The sequence below is a fragment of the Pseudonocardia acidicola genome (assembly GCF_012911935.1).
Taxonomy (GTDB): domain Bacteria; phylum Actinomycetota; class Actinomycetes; order Mycobacteriales; family Pseudonocardiaceae; genus Pseudonocardia; species Pseudonocardia acidicola.
The window spans coordinates 43069-58892 of record NZ_JAAXLA010000005.1 but is presented as its reverse complement, the minus strand read 5'-3'; the positions used below and the strand labels follow the sequence as shown (position 1 = coordinate 58892).

15 protein-coding genes and 1 pseudogene are annotated in these 15824 nt (G+C 70.5%); 7 read left to right on the top strand and 9 right to left on the bottom strand.

Annotation, left to right across the window (positions count from 1 at the left end; genetic code table 11):
• Positions 1-6: 6 nt before the first annotated feature.
• From HF526_RS04320 to HF526_RS04300, 5 genes are read left to right on the top strand one after another with little or no spacing between them, the layout of a single operon-like run.
• A complete protein-coding gene (locus HF526_RS04320; RefSeq protein WP_169379933.1) occupies positions 7-1122 on the top strand; it encodes an ABC transporter ATP-binding protein in 1116 nt (371 codons plus the stop codon).
• Complete coding sequence (locus tag HF526_RS04315; protein ID WP_169379932.1) at positions 1112-2329, top strand: alanine racemase; 1218 nt, start codon at positions 1112-1114, stop codon at positions 2327-2329. The genes HF526_RS04320 and HF526_RS04315 overlap by 11 nt, the downstream gene beginning before the upstream one ends.
• Positions 2322-3419, top strand: a complete 1098-nt coding sequence (locus tag HF526_RS04310; RefSeq protein WP_169379931.1) for an ROK family transcriptional regulator — start codon at positions 2322-2324, stop codon at positions 3417-3419. The genes HF526_RS04315 and HF526_RS04310 overlap by 8 nt, the downstream gene beginning before the upstream one ends.
• Positions 3420-3424: 5 nt before the next feature.
• Complete coding sequence (locus HF526_RS04305) at positions 3425-4396, top strand: BadF/BadG/BcrA/BcrD ATPase family protein (protein WP_169379930.1); 972 nt, start codon at positions 3425-3427, stop codon at positions 4394-4396.
• On the top strand, positions 4393-6036 hold the full coding sequence (locus tag HF526_RS04300) for an amidohydrolase family protein (RefSeq protein WP_169379929.1): 1644 nt from the start codon (positions 4393-4395) through the stop codon (positions 6034-6036). The genes HF526_RS04305 and HF526_RS04300 overlap by 4 nt, the downstream gene beginning before the upstream one ends.
• Before the next feature lie 628 nt (positions 6037-6664).
• On the opposite strand, the gene HF526_RS04295 is transcribed toward HF526_RS04300, so the two are convergent.
• From HF526_RS04295 to HF526_RS04265, 7 genes and pseudogenes are all read right to left on the bottom strand, one after another.
• On the bottom strand, positions 6665-7006 hold the full coding sequence (locus HF526_RS04295; RefSeq protein WP_338051293.1) for a VOC family protein: 342 nt from the start codon (positions 7004-7006) through the stop codon (positions 6665-6667).
• An 882-nt stretch (positions 7007-7888) separates the two neighbouring features.
• A pseudogene (locus HF526_RS04290) lies at positions 7889-8296 on the bottom strand (transposase); the annotation flags it as partial.
• Positions 8297-8569: 273 nt separating this feature from the next.
• Complete coding sequence (locus HF526_RS04285; protein WP_169379927.1) at positions 8570-9037, bottom strand: hypothetical protein; 468 nt, start codon at positions 9035-9037, stop codon at positions 8570-8572.
• A gap of 234 nt (positions 9038-9271) precedes the next feature.
• Positions 9272-9706, bottom strand: a complete 435-nt coding sequence (locus tag HF526_RS04280) for a VOC family protein (RefSeq protein ID WP_169379926.1) — start codon at positions 9704-9706, stop codon at positions 9272-9274.
• Between the two features lie 75 nt (positions 9707-9781).
• On the bottom strand, positions 9782-10267 hold the full coding sequence (locus HF526_RS04275; RefSeq protein WP_169379925.1) for an SRPBCC family protein: 486 nt from the start codon (positions 10265-10267) through the stop codon (positions 9782-9784).
• Positions 10264-10770, bottom strand: a complete 507-nt coding sequence (locus HF526_RS04270) for an SRPBCC domain-containing protein (protein ID WP_169379924.1) — start codon at positions 10768-10770, stop codon at positions 10264-10266. The genes HF526_RS04275 and HF526_RS04270 overlap by 4 nt, the downstream gene beginning before the upstream one ends.
• Entirely contained in the window at positions 10767-11144 is a 378-nt protein-coding gene (locus HF526_RS04265; protein ID WP_169379923.1) for a metalloregulator ArsR/SmtB family transcription factor, read from the bottom strand. Before HF526_RS04265 ends, HF526_RS04270 begins: the two co-directional genes overlap by 4 nt.
• A 147-nt stretch (positions 11145-11291) precedes the next feature.
• Here HF526_RS04265 and HF526_RS04260 point away from each other — a divergent pair, with 147 nt between their 5' ends.
• Together HF526_RS04260 and HF526_RS04255 are read left to right on the top strand one after the other, a co-directional pair.
• On the top strand, positions 11292-11615 hold the full coding sequence (locus HF526_RS04260; RefSeq protein WP_169379922.1) for a PadR family transcriptional regulator: 324 nt from the start codon (positions 11292-11294) through the stop codon (positions 11613-11615).
• Positions 11612-12427: an HAAS signaling domain-containing protein gene (locus tag HF526_RS04255; RefSeq protein WP_169379921.1), complete on the top strand. Its 816-nt coding sequence runs from the start codon at positions 11612-11614 to the stop codon at positions 12425-12427. The genes HF526_RS04260 and HF526_RS04255 overlap by 4 nt, the downstream gene beginning before the upstream one ends.
• Positions 12428-13099: 672 nt before the next feature.
• On the opposite strand, the gene HF526_RS04250 is transcribed toward HF526_RS04255, so the two are convergent.
• Both HF526_RS04250 and HF526_RS04245 read right to left on the bottom strand, forming a co-directional pair.
• The gene (locus HF526_RS04250; protein WP_169379920.1) at positions 13100-14956 is read right to left on the bottom strand and encodes a DUF8189 domain-containing protein; all 1857 of its coding nucleotides are present in this window, start codon (positions 14954-14956) and stop codon (positions 13100-13102) included.
• Positions 14957-15126: 170 nt separating this feature from the next.
• Positions 15127-15717 (bottom strand): hypothetical protein, encoded by a 591-nt coding sequence (locus tag HF526_RS04245; RefSeq protein WP_169379919.1) that lies wholly within the window; start codon positions 15715-15717, stop codon positions 15127-15129.
• Positions 15718-15824 lie beyond the last annotated feature (107 nt).

The window sequence follows — 15824 nt, the reverse complement described above, 5'->3', positions numbered from 1 at the left end:
GCTTCCATGCACTCTGAAGTTCTGCAGGTCGGCATCTCGGTCGATTCGGTGACCAAGCGCTACGGCAAGGCCACGCGCGCAGCCCTCGACGGCGTCGACCTCGAGATCCGTCCCGGCGAGCTGCTGGCGGTCCTCGGCCCGTCCGGCGGTGGCAAGACCACGCTGCTCAACGTGCTGGCCGGACTGGAGCCGGTGAACTCCGGGCGGCTGCGGTTCGGCGACGAGGACGTCACCGACATCCCCGCCGAGCGGCGCAACGTGGCGGTGGTCTTCCAGTCCTCGATGCTCTACCCCCACCTGACGCTGCGGCAGAGCATCGCGTTCGCGCTGAAGATGCAGAAGCTGCCGGCGGAGGAGATCCGACAGCGTATCGACGAGGTCGCCGGCTGGCTGCGCATCGATCACCTGCTCGACCGCAAGCCGCACGAGGTCTCCGGCGGTGAGCGGCAGCGGTCCGCGGTGGCCAAGGCGCTGGTGTCCCATCCCGCCCTGCTCCTCATGGACGAGCCGTTCTCGGCTGTCGACGCCCAGCTGCGGCGGCAGATGCGCACCGAGCTCGCCAAGCTGCACCGGCAGTTCGGCACCACCACGGTGTTCATCACCCATGACCAGGAAGAGGCGATGAGCATCGCCGATCGCGTGGCGGTGATGCGTGACGGCAAGCTCGTGCAAGTGGCCGACCCGCTGACCCTGTACCGGCAGCCGGCCTCGGCGTGGCTCGCCGACTTCGTCAGCGTGCAGCCGTTCAACCTCATCCCGATCGAGCACCAGGACGGCGCCACGCTCTCCGCGTTGGGCGGGAGCCTCGTGCTGACACCTCCCGGTGGCCCACTGCCGCAGCGGTTCGACCTCGGGGTCCGTCCCGAGCACCTGCGCGTCACCCGCAGCGAGTCCTCGACCTCCCGGATCCTCACCCGCGAGATCATCGGTGGTCAGGTGAAGTACACGATCCACACCGACCGGGACGACGAACTGGTCGCGGTGCGCAGCGACGACGAGGTGCTCGACCTCGACACGCCCGTCGACCTGGCTGTCGAGTGGGCGCACGCGCTGGCGTTCGATCCCGACAGCGGTGATCGTCTCGACGTCCGATTCAACGAAGTGGTGGCCAGTGTTTCTTGAGCTTCTCCGGCGGCGCAATCCCGCCCTGCTGACCGCGGCGGCCGATCTCGCGCTGCAGCGGCGGATCCCGCCGAACACCTTCGTGCTCGACCGCGACGCGATCGCGGCCAACGCCGCCGCCATCCGGGCCGAGGCCGAGGCCGTAGGACTGCGGTTGTACTTCATGACCAAGCAGATCGGCCGGAACCCGCTGATCACCGAGGTGCTGGTCGGCGCGGGCGGCGGCGAGACCGTCGCGGTGGACATCGCCGACGCCAACGCGCTACTGGCCCACGGCTTCCGGCTGGGCCACATCGGGAACCTGGTGCAGGTGCCGACGATCGACATCCCGCGGATCGTGGCCGGCCAGCCCGAGGTCATCTCGGTCTTCAGCGCGGCCAAGGCGCGGCAGATCGCGGCCGAGGCACATCGCCAGGGCCGCACGCAGGACCTGCTGATCCGGGTCGCCGATCCGGCCGAGGACACCTACCTGCCCGGCATGGACGGTGGCGTACTGATCGACGACCTGCGCTCGACGGCGCAGGAGATCGCGGCACTGCGGGGTGTACGGGTGGTGGGCGTGACGACCTTCCCGGCGCTGGCCTACTCCGAGGCGGCGAAGCCCGTCCCCACCGGGAACTTCACGACGCTGCTGCGTGCCCGTGACATCCTCGCCGGGATGGGCCTCGAGATAGGCCAGGTGAACGCCCCCGGCAACACCTCGGTCTACACCTTGCGCACGCAGGCCGAGCTCGGCGCCACCCACGTCGAGCCGGGTCACGGGTTCCTCGGCACCACGCCGTTCCACCTCGTGCAGGACCTGCCGGAGATCCCGGCCGCCTGCTACGTCACCGAGGTGGCCCACCACGTCGGCGATCGCGCCTACGTCTACGGCGGCGGCTTCTTCGTCGACGACCCGGTGTGGCTGGACCCGGGCTTCCGCCGGACCGTCATGGTGGGCGAGAGCCTGGAGGAGATCCACGAGCACCGCGAGGAGTTCCACGGCGCCGGGTCCGGTGCCACCGGTGGGTTCGGGGGCATCGACTACTACGGCTACATCAGCGGTACGCCGCAGACTGCGCCCGTCGGCTCGACGGTCGTGATGGGTTTCCGCATCCAGTCCTTCGTCACCCGAGCGAACATCGCCGTCGTCAGCACGGCAGGGGAACGGCCCGAGTTGCACGGTGTGTTCGACCAGGCCGGGAACCGGCTGCTCCCCTATGTCTGACGTCCGCACGGCCGACCGCGGTTACATCCGCGAGGTCAACCTGCGCGCGGTCGTGGAGACCCTGCGCCGGCTCGGCGCCATGACCCGGGCCGGCATCGCGCGCGAGACGGGCCTGAGCGGCCCGACGGTCTCGGCGGTGGTGACGACGCTGACCGAGGCCGGTGTGGTCACCCCGGTCGGCGAGGGACCGGCGACCGGCGGCCGACGGGGCGACCTGTACGAACTGAACGCCGGATCCCGCACGGTGCTGGCGGTGGACCTGAGCGGTGAGCCCGCCCGGCACGCCCTCGTCGATCTGAACGGCGGCATCGTCGCCGGTTCGCTCCACGCGGTCCCCGCGACGGCGCTGCGCAGTCCGGCGACCTTCGTCCGCTGGCTCGCGAAGCAGGCGAGCCGCCTGGAGCACGTGATCGGCATCGGACTCGCGGTCCCCGGCGTCACCGACCCGTTGACCGGCACCATCGAGTGGGCGCCGAGCCTTGGTTGGCGTGACGTCCGGCTGCTCGACGAGGTCCGGGCCACGGTGCCGACCGAGGTGGTGGTCGTCGACAACGACCTCAACCTCGCCGCGCTCGGCGAGCACGCCTTCGGTGAGCACGACTCGTCCGACCTGGTCATGTTCGGGGTCCGCGGCGGTCTGGGTGCGGGTCTGATCCTGGGTGGCGCGCTGCACCGCGGCGTGCACTTCGCGGCCGGCGAGATCGGCTACCTGCCCGCGCCGTCCGGCGTGCGCGGATCACGTGACTTCGGCCCCCTGGAAACGACGTTGTTCGACCACATGCGCGCAATCGGGGAGGGCGCCGCGGCCGACCTGGCGTCGGCCGCGGAGATGGCCGGGATCGCGGAGATCCTGACGTCCGCGTGCCTGGCCGTGGCGGCGGTGCTCGATGTGGGCGTCATCGTCCTCGGCGAGGAGATCCTGCGCTACGGCCGACGGCTCGACGAGGAGCTCACCGGCCGGCTCGCCGATGTGCTGCCGCACCCGCCGACCGTCATCCCGTCGCGGCTGGGCGCGGACGCCACGCTGCGCGGTGCCGCGGCCGCGGTCCACCAACAGGTCAACACCGACGTGCGGCGACTACTCATATGATCTTCGTGGGAATCGACGCCGGCGGCACGCACGCCCGCTGCGCGGCGATCAGCTCGACCGGCGCCCTCGTCGGCCGCGTGGGCGGCCCGGGGGCCAACGTCCACCGGCACGGCCTGCAGGCCAGCGGCCGCTCGCTCGTGGGACTGGTCCGCGCGGCGCTCGGCGACGCGCCGCCCGCAGGGCCGGTGTACGCCGCGGTCTGCGCGGCCGGTTTGGACACCGTCGAGGTCGAGGCCGCGCTCGCGGACGGGCTGCGCGAGGCGGCGCCCGACATCGACTGGTCGTTGGCCAACGACGCGATGGGGGCATGGAAGGGCGCGTTCGGTGCCGGCTCGTCCGGGGTGGTCGCGATCTCCGGCACCGGCTCCGTGGCCTTCGCCCGCAACGGTGTCCGGGAGGCCCGGGCCGGCGGATGGGGAGCGCTGCTCGGTGACGAGGGCAGTGGCTACGCCATTGGGCGGAGTGCCCTGATCGCGGTACTGCGCCAGCACGACCACCTCGGGCCACCCACCTCGTTGTGCGGCCCGGTGCTGCGGCAACTCGGGCTCACCGAACCGCGGTCGATCATCGACCACATGCACTTCCGCATGCAGCCCTCCGACGTCGCGGCGCTCGCCCCGGTGGTGCTCGAACACGCGAGCACCGGCGATCAGGAAGCCGGGCGGATCGTCGATGCGGCCGCGGCCGCGCTGGTGGGATTCGCCCGGGCCGCCGCGACGGCAGTGCGGGGCGAGGGCGATCCACCGACGCCGTTCGCCCTGGTGGGCGGGGTCTCGGGGGATGCCCACTTCCGCGCCCGCGTCCGGTTGCGGAGCACCGGTCCGGCACTGTGCCTGTCCTGGCAGGAGGCGCAGGCCTCACCGATCGTCGGGTCGGTCCGGCTGGCGATGGAGGCCGCCGCCACCGCGTGCCCCGGCCTGATCGGCAACATCGAGCTCACCCCACATCTGACGGCAGCTATCGAGGCGGCAGCGTGAACCTGGACTTGTTGATCCGTGATGGGCTGGTCGTGGACGGGACCGGTACTCCGGCGTTCGTCGCGGACGTCGGCGTTCTGGGACGCGACATCGTCTACGTCGGCACCCTCCCCGACGGCGTGCAGGCCGAACGGGTGATCGATGCCCGCGGGAAGGTGGTCAGCCCGGGCTTCGTCGACATCCACAGCCACTCCGACTTCGTGCTGGCCGACCCGCGGCACGAGGACATCCTGAGCTGCTTCCTGCGTCAGGGCATCACGACGCTGGTCACCGGCAACTGCGGTTTCGCCCCGGCGCCGGCGGTCCCGGCCTTCGATCCGGAGATGCGCGGCTACACCTCGTTTCTCCGCTCGCGTGGTTCGCGCAGCAGCTGGCCGACGATGGCGGACTATCTCGACACCCTCGACGACGCCGGGGTCGCGCTCAACGTGGTGCCGCTGGCCGCCCACGGCGCACTGCGGATCGCCACGATGGGATTCGCCAAGCGGGAACCGGATGCCGCCGAGCTGCGGCAGATGACCGCGCTGCTCGAGGAATCCCTCGCCGCCGGCGCCTTCGGGATGTCGGCCGGCCTGGCGTACGCACCGGGCATGTACGCCGACACTGCCGAGGTGACACACCTCGCCACCCTCGTCGGCCGCGCCGACAGGCTGTTCACCTGTCACAGCCGGGGACTGTCGGAGACCCTCGTCGACGCCGTCTCCGAGGTCGTCGAGATCGCCGCGCACGCCGAGGTACGGGCCCAGTTCTCGCACCTGTGCGCGCTGGGGGAGTCGAACTGGCCGCGGATCGGCCGGGCGATCGACACCCTGGAGGTGGCACGCAGGCGGGGGATCGACGTCGCAACCGACTGCCAGGCCTACATCGCCGGGAACACCACGCTGGCCGCGTTGCTGCCGCCGTGGGCCGTCGAGGGCGGGATGGACGACGTGGCCGCGCGGCTCGACGACCCGCGGACCCGCAAGGAGATCCGGCGCAGCATCGAGGACGAGCGGCCCCGGTGGCCCACCCCGTCCGGCGGCTGGACCGACAACATGATCGCTTCGCTCGGGTACGACAACATCTGGTTGCTGACCGTCGGGTCCCCGCAGTACCGCGAGCACGAGGGCGCGTCGCTCGCCCAGCTCGCGGAGCGCACCGGCCGCGACCCGTTCGACGCCACCATGGATCTGCTCGTCGCCGACCGCGGCGAGACGATGATGCTCGTGGTCGGCTCGGCCGGCAGCATGCGGTCCGACGCGCCGTTGCGGGAGGTCCTCGGCCTGCCCTACACCGCGCTGGAGACCGACGCCATCGTCACCGGTGAAGGCACCCCCAACCGCGGAGCCTTCGGTGCCTACCCCCGGATGCTCGGCCATTTCGTGCGATCCGAGGGCCTGCTGTCCCTCGAACAGGCGATCCACCAGATGACGGGGCTCGCCGCTGGACGGGTCGGCTTGTCGACGATCGGCCGGATCCGGCCGGGATGCGCGGCCGACCTGGTGATCTTCGATCTCGACGAGATCGGCGACACGACGACATACTCCGACACCACGTCGTCACCGACCGGGATCGAGCACGTGCTCGTCAATGGCACCGTGATCGTCGACGGGGGCGCCTACCGTCCCACCCGCGCGGGTCGCGTGTACCGCCGCAGCTGACCGGCCGCGCGCGTGAGCCCGGCCCCGACGACCGGGCCCCCGATCCTCACCGAGGCGCAGCCTCCGGGGTGGTCCTCGGCCAGCGCCCGCTCCGTTACTCGGTACTCGTCCGGTCCGACTCTCTCGATGTCGCCTGCCGCAATCATCATCTCGATCAGCTCACCGACCGTCATCCCCAGACAACAGTGCTGCATCCTCGATCGAAACCGGCTCCCGGTCGTCGCCGTCCTCGTACCACGCAATCTCATCCGTTCGCGACCATTCCCCAATACTGCCGTTTGTGACTCGTTACTGCCTTCTCCTCATCCCGGCGCGGCGGATTGCCCCGGTCGACACGACGTTAGGGGGTTCGTCTTCGGGTCAAATCCGGGATCACCCTGAAAAGCACCAGAAGAAGACCCTGATCCGGGTGCGGCGCACCACGCCTTCGACGCGCCAGGGATGTCGGGACTTGTTCGGGCGACGCGACTGCCCTGACAGGTCCGTGCACGGTTCTGGCTTTATACCCACCAACTCATCTTGCTGCCACACTCACCACAGGCTGAGTACGGCAGATGAGGGTGATGACGTCGGGCCGACTCGCGTGGATCCTTCTGTGCCTCGGGGAATCGAGGACAAATCGGCGCCCCTACGCGACGGCGACCTCGATGAACGCGATCGAGTTGCCCTCGGGGTCAGTCACGACGGCCTTGCGGCCGGCATCTCCCACCGTCTCGATGCCGCCGCTACTGATGCCTCGCGCTTCCAGGTCGATCACCGCCTCAGCGAGATCCGACACCGAGATGGTGACCAGTCCGGTCCCAGCGCGCGCCTCATCTTCGATGACGTACAACCAGCCGGCGTCCGCAACTCGCCACATGACCTCGCGGTCGGTCACGATCACGTCTGCCTCCCGGTCGAACACCCGGCCGTACCACTCAACGGCGCCGGGGAAGTCCGCGACCGCAAGCCCAGCGAACAGCAGTTCCATCGCCACGCCCGCACCCTGTCACAGACAGAGGCGACAGACGATCTTGGCCGGCCGACCGGAGGGCGAGCCGACTGAGCCGGCCCGATCTGTCACCCTCATTGGCCGTACTCACCACAGGCTGCCCGGACCCGGGCGGCTCGAACCTGCCGCTCGGGTCGACGACCCTCGACCCCAACCGCCTCCCGCCCGGCTTCCGGTTCCCACCAATCCCCCCAGCGCGCCACGGCCTCTGCGCCCTTGCCCAGCTGGGCAAGCCCTACGTGTGGGGGCGAAGGGCCCGAACGCGTTCGACTGCTCCGGGCTGATGCAGGCGGTCTGGGCCGCCGCCGGTGGACATCCCCGCCGGCACCACCGGCGAGGTCCATGACGGCGCCCCGTCGCCGGCCTTGCGCAGGTCGCCCCCGGCAATCGTTCACCGGCGGTATCGCGCCAGGACCCGCGCCCGCAGCTCGTTGGTGCTGAGGTCACCGGTTGCGACAGATGCGGCCAGCCGCAGGTCCTCGGGCTCGGCTCCAGACCCTGCCCATGCTCGGCACGTGGAGGAATTCGAGCTGGAAGTTTGTCCGGGTCACGGAGGACGGCCGCTCGAGGCGCATCTGTTGACAAACGAAACGTAGCGTCTTGTGTCGTTGCCTGGGTATCGCCCGCAGCGGCGTGGCGGACACCGAATTGAGGCACGTTCTGTGACCGCCTGGGCCCTATCGACGGCAGCCCAATACTGACCAGCGCGCGGCAAGGTGGTTTCCAGTTGCGACCACCACTGGGAACCACCCCGATGCTAGGGGGTCAGTCTGGAGCCGCCGTCGACAGCAGGTGTGAAATGCGGCGGGTTCTACCAGCGCAGCGGCGTGCAGGAGGATCTCCCAAGGGCGAAGCGCGGGCAGCGAGCTGCGCGGCGACCTCGCCGGTGGTCAGCCCGCGGGCGGTCAGCGACAACACGATCTGGTCGATCCCGTCGAGGCGGCGCTGCCGCTTGCGCACGATCACGGGTTCGAAACTGCCGTCCCGATCCCGCGGCACGTCGATCTCGACCGGGCCGACCTCGGTCAGCACCGTCTTGCTGCGGGCGCCGTTGCGGGAGTTCCCGCGATCCCGGCCGGCCGGGTCGTGCCTGTCAGAGCCCAGGTGCTCGGTGATCTCGGCCTGCAAGGCGGTCTGCAGCACCGTCTCGGTCAACCCGGTCAACAGTCCGCCCGGACCAACCAGCTCCACGCCTTCGGCGCGGGCCTCTTCTACGAGTTCCTGGGCGAGCTGCTGCTGATCTCCTCGAGCCGGCACGGACTCGATCATCTCGGTCACTACGGGGCCTTTCCGCCGAGAGCGCTCGGCGTGTCAGGACCAGTTACACCCAAGATCGGACAGTCCCGACGACAGCCCTGAACGGACCCCAACTGTGGTCAAAACACGCCGTGTCGAGCTGGCCGGATGTGAATGTCGGGGGCCGGAAATCAGCCGCGCTGAGCGTGGCGAAGTTGTGGAGGGTCGTGCCGCGCCTGTGAGCGGGCCGAGGTGACCCTGGGTGACGTCTGGCGCCTAGCCTTCACCCTGTGGGACTCACTCGGCCTACGGCTTCGATGGCAGGAGAGGCCGGGGGTGAGCAATGAGCCAGACGAGAGCCCAGACGGCGACGACGAAGTTCAGGTAGCCGATGGCGAAGATCACGACGAGGAATGGACTCGGGCTGCTCAGCTGAGCGACAGCGCCGGCGTGCCCGCCGTGCATGACGCTGAGCAGCACGGAGTGGCCGTAGAACAGCACCTGCGCGGCCAGGTAGGTCAGCAGCAGGGCATAGCCATAGGGCCGGCTCCGGACATAGCTGCGGTAGCCGGCGAGGAACCAGACAAATGTCAGCGCCAGCAGCGCCAGCCCCGGCCACGACGGCGCCCCCGGGTAGTACTGATGCAGGTAGTAGGGAATCTGCGCCGCGTAGTTGACCAGCACGGCCACCACAAGCGCCGCGAGCACGATCGGTCGACGGCGACCCGCCCCTGCGCCGTAGGAACCGGCTGCCACGCGGCCCGGCGAGTCCACGCCCGGGACGGTCCGCCTCCGCCCGATCCCCATGCCGCCACCACCTGCTCTCCGTCGCCTCTGGCACCACGCCGCTTCGGATGCCTACGATCACGCCGACCTGGGGGCGCGGCATCAGGGATGCCACCCATTCCCGCCCGAACTTGGCGTGGGCCGCCACTTCCAGGCACTGCTCCGGGAAACAGACGAGCGCTCATCCCGTAGTCGCCCGCCATGCGGGCGACCGCCGATGGGTCAGTCGTGCCGGCCGCCTTCGTAGGCGGAGAGGTCTTCGTCCTGCCCGACGAGCCGGAACACCTGTCCCCCGGGCGCCTGGAAGTACAGGTGAGGATCGGGCACGTTCAGCACTCGGACGCCGGAGGCGATGATTCTGCGTTTGGTGTTCTCGACGTCGTCGGCCTTGAGCTCGAGGAACATCGCCTTGAGGAAGTCGTCCTCGGCGAGGGCGTCCTCCGCGGCGTAGGAGACTCCTTGGTCGACCGTCGCCCCGTCACCGCGGGTGTAGAGCAGGGCGAGGTAGAAGTCGCTGCCCAGCCGGATGTCGTCTTTGTCGTCCAGTTCTCGGGTGAGTTGGCCACCGAGCACGTCGAGGTAGAACGTGCGGACCTTCTCGCGCTCGATTCTGTTCACGCGCAGGGCGGCGTGGTTGCCGATACTCACTGCGGCCATGGCTGTCTCCCTTATGTCGGTGGGGCGCCGGCGGACTCGCCGTCCGGCAGGTGGTGGCTGGCGGGGTGACTGCCGTCAGTGAGAACTGCTGGCACGCCGAGCCTCGTCTGCGGCGCTGCCGCGGGGGTTGCCGACGCCGGTCTCGACGTACTGGCGCAGGCTGGGCAGGAAGTGGTCCCAGCCTCGCCGGCAGGTGTTGAAGCAGTCGAGCTGGGGGGTCAGGCCGTGGTGGCGGAAGAACAGGTCGCAGCCGCCGTCCGCGGTCCGGCCGAGATCGAAGGTGACCGTGGTCCCGGCCCACTCCGGCAGGAAGGGGCAGTCGAGGACGTCCCAGACGACGACCGTGGCGCGCGGGGCCGTGTGCACCCGGATCACCAGGGATCCCTCCGGCGCGCCCATGTCGAAGCGCAGTTCGCCGCCTTCGGTGCCGTCTCCGGACACAGGAGTCCACCAGGCAGCGAGGCCGGCGGTGGTGGTCAGCGCGCCGAAGATGGTCTCGGGGGTGCCATCGATGATCAGCGTCGCGGTGTAGTCATCGCTGCGCGGCAGGGTGGTGGTCATCGCTCGGCTCCACGTTGCGTCTCGACGGTCGGCTGGTCGGAGTCAGAAAGGAACGCCGGCAGGCGGTCCGTGAGGTAGATTCGCCAGCCGCCGGTCATCAGCCCGCGGGCGGCCTGGTGCGCCGGGTCGTCGGGGCGGAAGCCGCGGTGCTGCAGGAACAGCCGGGTGCCGCGGCCCTCGGGTCGCAGGGTCCAGGTGACGGTGGAGTCGAGGTCGCCTGCGTACTCCCCGCCGTCGGTCCAGCTGTAGGAGAGCAGTTCGTGCTCGCGCAGCTCGAGCACCTGGCAGGCGATGGTGTCGCTGAACCGCACAACGGGGTTGGCCTTGCGGTGGAACGTGAAGCGGTGACCGACGACGGGAGCGAAGTCGTTGGGCATGAACCAGGCGGCGAGCTTGACCGGGTCGACCAGGGCCTGCCAGACCGTGCGGGGTGGATGCGGCAGGAACTGGTCGACGACGATCACGCCATCAGCGGCGTCGCTGTGGTCGCACTGCCTGGTCACTTCGCCTCCGGGTTGAGATCTACGGATGAGCTCGCTGGCCGGCCGGCGGCCTCGTCCAGGTAGCCGGCGAGATCGGACAGGGCAGAACGCCAGAACCGCTCGTACGGGGTCAGCCAGTCGCGCAGCTCCGCGAGCGGCTGCGCCGAGACGGCATACAGCCGCTGGCGGCCGGCGCGGGTCTCGGTGACCAACCCGGCGTCCCGCAGGACCTTCAGATGCTCGCTGACGCTCGGCCGGGACATCTCGAAGCGGGCGGCGATCCGACTCACCGGCTGAGGACCGGCCAAGAGCAGGTCGAGCACGTCGCGACGGGTCGGATTCGCCAGCGCCGCGAAGACGCCGTCGGCGGTGGACGACCTCGGCTGCCGTGGCACGAGCGACACGATAGGTAGGAATTTTCCTACGTGTCAACCCGTCACCCATTCCCCGGGAGCCTCGACCAAGCGGCGCGGACGACCGGGACAGCACTTGCATCCATCCGTTCTTGACCGCAGCTCGCCGGCTACCTAGATTACCTAGGTATGGGAATGGGACAGGTGAAGGGCAGCCTCGATCTGCTGCTGCTCGCGGTGCTGCGACAGGGGCCGTTGCACGGCTACGCGGTCATCACTGGGCTGCGGCAGCGCAGCGCAGGCTCCTTCGATCTTCCGGAGGGCACGGTGTACCCGGCGTTGCACAAGCTGGAGCGCGAGGGGCTGGTGTCCAGCAGTTGGGATGCCGCGAGCGGTCGCCGGCGGCGGATCTACGCGCTGACGCCCCGAGGTGCCCAGGCGTTGGGCGAGCAGCAGGCGCAATGGCAGACGTTCGTCCGCGGCGTGAACGCGGTGCTGGCGGTGCCGGCGTGAGCGCGAACGAAACGGAGACGACCGGGGAGCCCATCGATGACTACCTCGACGCCCTGCTGCTGCGGTTGCACCTGCCGCCGCGGGAGACGCGTCGACTGCTGACCGAGACCGAGGCACACCTGCGGGAGACCGCCGCCGGTCTGCAAGCCCACGGGATGGAGTCCCGGGCCGCGGAACGGGAGGCGGTGCGCCGCTTCGGCTCGGCTCGCGAGATCGCGTCCGCCGCAGGCGCCGCGCGCCGACCGACCCTGCCGACGCTGCTCGCACAGGCCGTCTGGGCCTGCTTGGCGCTGGCCGGGGCCGGCCTGCTCGCCGTGGGCCTCAGCGGCGCCCTGGCGGCGCTGCTCAACGCGGTCGCCGGCCCAGGGTTCGTGGGTGCCCTGCCGCGGAGCTATCCGGCGGCCACCTGCCACTACTACCTCGCCGTCCATCCCGGCAGCGGCAGTTGCGCACAGGCGGCGATGTGGGAGACCAGCCAGGACGCCGTCTCCCTCCGCGCCCTTGCTGGTGTGCTGGGGCTGCTGCTGCTGGCGGCCGCCTGGCTGTGGCGCCGGGCCCTGTCCGGCGACCCCGCGCTGGCGGCCCTGCGCGACGGCACGGTGGGTGCTATCGCCGGGCTGGTCTTCACCGCGGCTGCGGCTTTCCTGATCGGCACCTGCGTCGACCTGGCCGTGCAGCACGGCAGCGGCGGAGTGGGCTACTACCTCACCGGCGCGATCGTGGCCATCCCGGCCGCGCTGCTCGCCGGCATCTGGTCCTACCGACGGCTGCGACTGCTGCGGCCCTGGCGGCTGGTCCACGCCACCGCATGACGCGGGCCGCGCCAGGCGACCCCGGACGCCAGCGCTCAATCTGTCGGGAGCGAAGCCGGATCGGCCGTCGTCGAACTGCTCGACAGGCGGTGCGCGACGACGCACTGCTGGAGCCCGCTGGCCTGCTCGAGCCGCGTGAGCGCCGGCGCCAATGTGCGGGCAACCAGCGAGTTCGGCGCCGCTCTGGTGCACCGTGCCCGGCGGTCCACCCGGCTTGACGTGCTCGGCGTGGGCGTCAGCTTTGAGCGCGGCGCTGTTGCGACCGCTGCGGGCACCAAGTGCGCAGCCGGCCCCGAGGCCGAGCAGCATGGCCAACGCGGCGAGGGTGAAGACGGCAGAGCCAGCGCCCTGCCAGCCGACCGGCAAGACCGGGCTGGGTGCAACGGAGAACTGGTTGGCCGCAGTGGCGCCCAGGATCGCGTTCCACGCCCCCTGCCAGCGAACGCGCGCTGGCGAACGGCGACGGCACGAGGCCCCGCCCGGGGCATGCCCAGGCGGGGCTCCGCTGTCTCCGCGCCCCGCGACGGCGGGGAGGCGGATCGAGCGGTTCGTGAGTGGCGCCGTCGAAACGGCGCCACTCCGGTCACACAGATCATCGGCGGTCGTCGTCAGCGTCGATGTCGCGCTGCTCCCTGTCCGGCAGGTCGTCGAGACCGACCGCCGCAGGACAGCTCAGCTCCAGCCGTTGTTGGCGGCGCTCTGCCAGGTGTGCCACAGCGCGTTGTCGGTTCCGCGCACGAAGACCTCGAGCCGGCCGTCCGCGTTGCGCGACGCGACCGGTCCGCCCGTGAACCGGCCCCCGAGGGACGCCCAGCCGCTCCAGCCGCCGTTGGGCGCGGTCTGCCAGATGTGCCACAGCCCGTTGTCGGCTCCCCGGACGAACACCTCCATGCGCCCGTCGGCGTTGTTCGGCACCGCCGGCATGTCGATGATCCCACCGAGGGAGGCCCAGCCGCTCCAGCCGTTGCCCGGTGCGGTCTGCCAGATGTGCCACAGCGCGTTGTCGGTTCCGCGCACGAAGACCTCGAGCCGCCCGTCGGCGTTGCCGCCCACCACTGGCGTCCCGATGATCCGGCCGCCGAGGGAGGCCCAGCCGCTCCAGCCGCTGTTGGGTGCGGTCTGCCAGATGTGCCACAGCGCGCCGTCGGTGCCCCGGACGAACACCTCCAACCTGCCGTCACGGTTCCGACGCGTCGTCACCGGGGTCGTCAGCCGGCCGCCGAGGGAGGCCCAGCCGCTCCAGCCGTTGTTGGGTGCGGTCTGCCAGATGTGCCAGAGCGCGCCGTCGGCGCCCTGGGCGAACACCTCGAGCCGTCCGTCGGCGTTGGAGCTGGCGAGGGGGTTGACGATCCAGCCGCCGAGCGAGGCCCAGCCGCTCCAGCCGCCGTTGGGTGCGGTCTGCCAGATGTGCCACAGCGCGCCGTCGGTGCCGCGGGCGAACACCTCGAGCCGTCCGTCGGCGTTGCGTCCCACGCTCGGCGCCCCCTGGATGACCCCGCCGAGCGAGTGCCAGCCGCTCCAGCCGTTGTTGGGTGCGGTCTGCCAGATGTGCCAGAGCGCGCCGTCGGTGCCGCGGGCGAACACCTCGAGCCGTCCGTCCGCGTTCGACGCGGTGACGGGGTCGAGGATGATTCCGGACAGCGATGCCCAGCGGAACCGGGTCCCATAGACGGAGCGGATGCCGGCGATGTCGTCGTCGGTCAGTTCACGCCGCGGCCCGCCGTAGAAGGCGTACATCACCGATGAGGTCACCGACGAATGAGCGAGCCCCAGCCCATGGCCGAACTCGTGCAGCGCGACGGTCGGCAGGTCGGTGCCGGTGGGCGGGAGGTTCACCGACCACGTCTCGGCCTCGTCGAAGTGGCAGTCGCCGGCGATGTCCCCGCCGTTGGGCGGCGGGTAGAAGCAGTGCGCCAGCACCCCGCCGGCCCCGTCGAAGGCGTTGGCGGCCCCGTCGCCGTGGTCGCCGCTGAAGAAGCCGATGCGCATGTCGCCGCCGGACGGGTTCTCGGTGAAGTTCAGCGGGGTGACGGCGGCCCAGCGGTCGAGCGCGCCGCGGACGGCGCCGCGGACATCGGCCGCCGACAGGTCGGGAGTCGTGTTCGTGTGGGAGTAGGTGACATTCAGGCTGTTCCAGCGGTTGCCCTGCGCGGTGAACTCGGCCGGGCCGTCGGCGGTCACGATGTCCGGGAACCCGCAGCGCGGGCGCTTCATCAGCCCCACGGTGGCGTCGTCGACCTCGCCGGTCACGGCCAGTCCGTTCGCCTTCTGGAACAGGCTCACCGCCGTCTTGAGCTGCTCGTCGTACACCCGCGGGTCGGCCAGCTCGAACGCCATCGCCGGACGCCACTGCGGATAGCGGCGGGCCAGGCTCTGGTTGGGGAAGTAACCGAATCGGCGGAGGTACTCGTAGATCTGCTCGACCTGGTCTCCTTCGTCGCCCAACGCTGCGGCCTTCTGCGGCGCGACGTGCCGCGGCTCCGGAGCCATCATGGCGGCCGAGTCCGCGCGATCAAATTCGTCACTCATCGCTCTTCTTTCCTCTCGTGTGGAATTGTGGCTGATATCAGTGGGACGCTGGGAGTTGTCTCGCCGGGTCGCACTGCGGCCGGATGCCCGGTGGAAGCAGGAATTGCCGGGCCGATGGCTGATCATTTATCCGGTGATGAGCGGCCCGACTGCGGGAAGCACGTCTTGTGTCAGGCGGGTCGATAGGTGAAGCCGGGAGATCGTGCGTCCCATGCTCGGGTGTCGGTTCCGGCAGCCAGATCGTGGACGACGGCACGATCGTCCACCTGGCAGGGCGCGGCGGGGGAACTCGGGCAGAGAACGCCGGCGAGCGCCTGCAAGGTCAACTCCCTCGTCTCGGCCGCGGCGATGCGGATCTCGGTCTCCCAGGTGCCGTCCCCGATTCGGACGGTCCCGCGCGAGACGGAGGCTCGGCCGGGCGCGGGGGCCGTCGGCTCGACCGGCGTGCCATCCGTCGGTCGTGCGACCACGTAGATGTAGGTCTCGGGTGCCTGAGCCCGGCGGCCCGTCAGCGTGCCCCGCACCCGCAGCAGGCGCTCGCCGGCCACGCTCGGGGAGGTCGACACCGCGGTGATCGCGATCGTCGTTCCCGACCCGCTCCCAGGCGCCGCCGGGCCGGGGCCGCGGCCCATGGTCAGCGCCGGGACGAGCACGATGATCGCGACGATTCCCACGACGAGCGATAAGAGCGATCGCGGTGACAAGGGCAGGCGGGCTGCAGCCGATTCCGACTGCGGCTGCTGCTTCTCGTCGGACGCCATCGGGTCCTCCACTCCGTTCCCGCTCCATCATCACCGGCGCCGAGTCCGCGTTGCATGCGAACTGCTCCGGCGCGCATTCCGGGTCGCTTCTCGTGCCATGCCCTCGC

What these genes read in the sequence shown, in the direction of transcription:
- HF526_RS04320 (WP_169379933.1), top strand. Translation starts at nt 7, where the DNA reads ATGCACTCTGAAGTTCTGCAGGTCGGCATCTCGGTCGATTCGGTGACC.
- HF526_RS04310 (WP_169379931.1), top strand. Translation starts at nt 2,322, where the DNA reads ATGTCTGACGTCCGCACGGCCGACCGCGGTTACATCCGCGAGGTCAAC.
- HF526_RS04295 (WP_338051293.1), bottom strand. Translation starts at nt 7,006, where the DNA reads ATGGAACTGCTGTTCGCTGGGCTTGCGGTCGCGGACTTCCCCGGCGCC.
- HF526_RS04280 (WP_169379926.1), bottom strand. Translation starts at nt 9,706, where the DNA reads ATGGCCGCAGTGAGTATCGGCAACCACGCCGCCCTGCGCGTGAACAGA.
- HF526_RS04275 (WP_169379925.1), bottom strand. Translation starts at nt 10,267, where the DNA reads ATGACCACCACCCTGCCGCGCAGCGATGACTACACCGCGACGCTGATC.
- HF526_RS04260 (WP_169379922.1), top strand. Translation starts at nt 11,292, where the DNA reads ATGGGAATGGGACAGGTGAAGGGCAGCCTCGATCTGCTGCTGCTCGCG.
- HF526_RS04250 (WP_169379920.1), bottom strand. Translation starts at nt 14,956, where the DNA reads ATGAGTGACGAATTTGATCGCGCGGACTCGGCCGCCATGATGGCTCCG.
- HF526_RS04245 (WP_169379919.1), bottom strand. Translation starts at nt 15,717, where the DNA reads ATGGCGTCCGACGAGAAGCAGCAGCCGCAGTCGGAATCGGCTGCAGCC.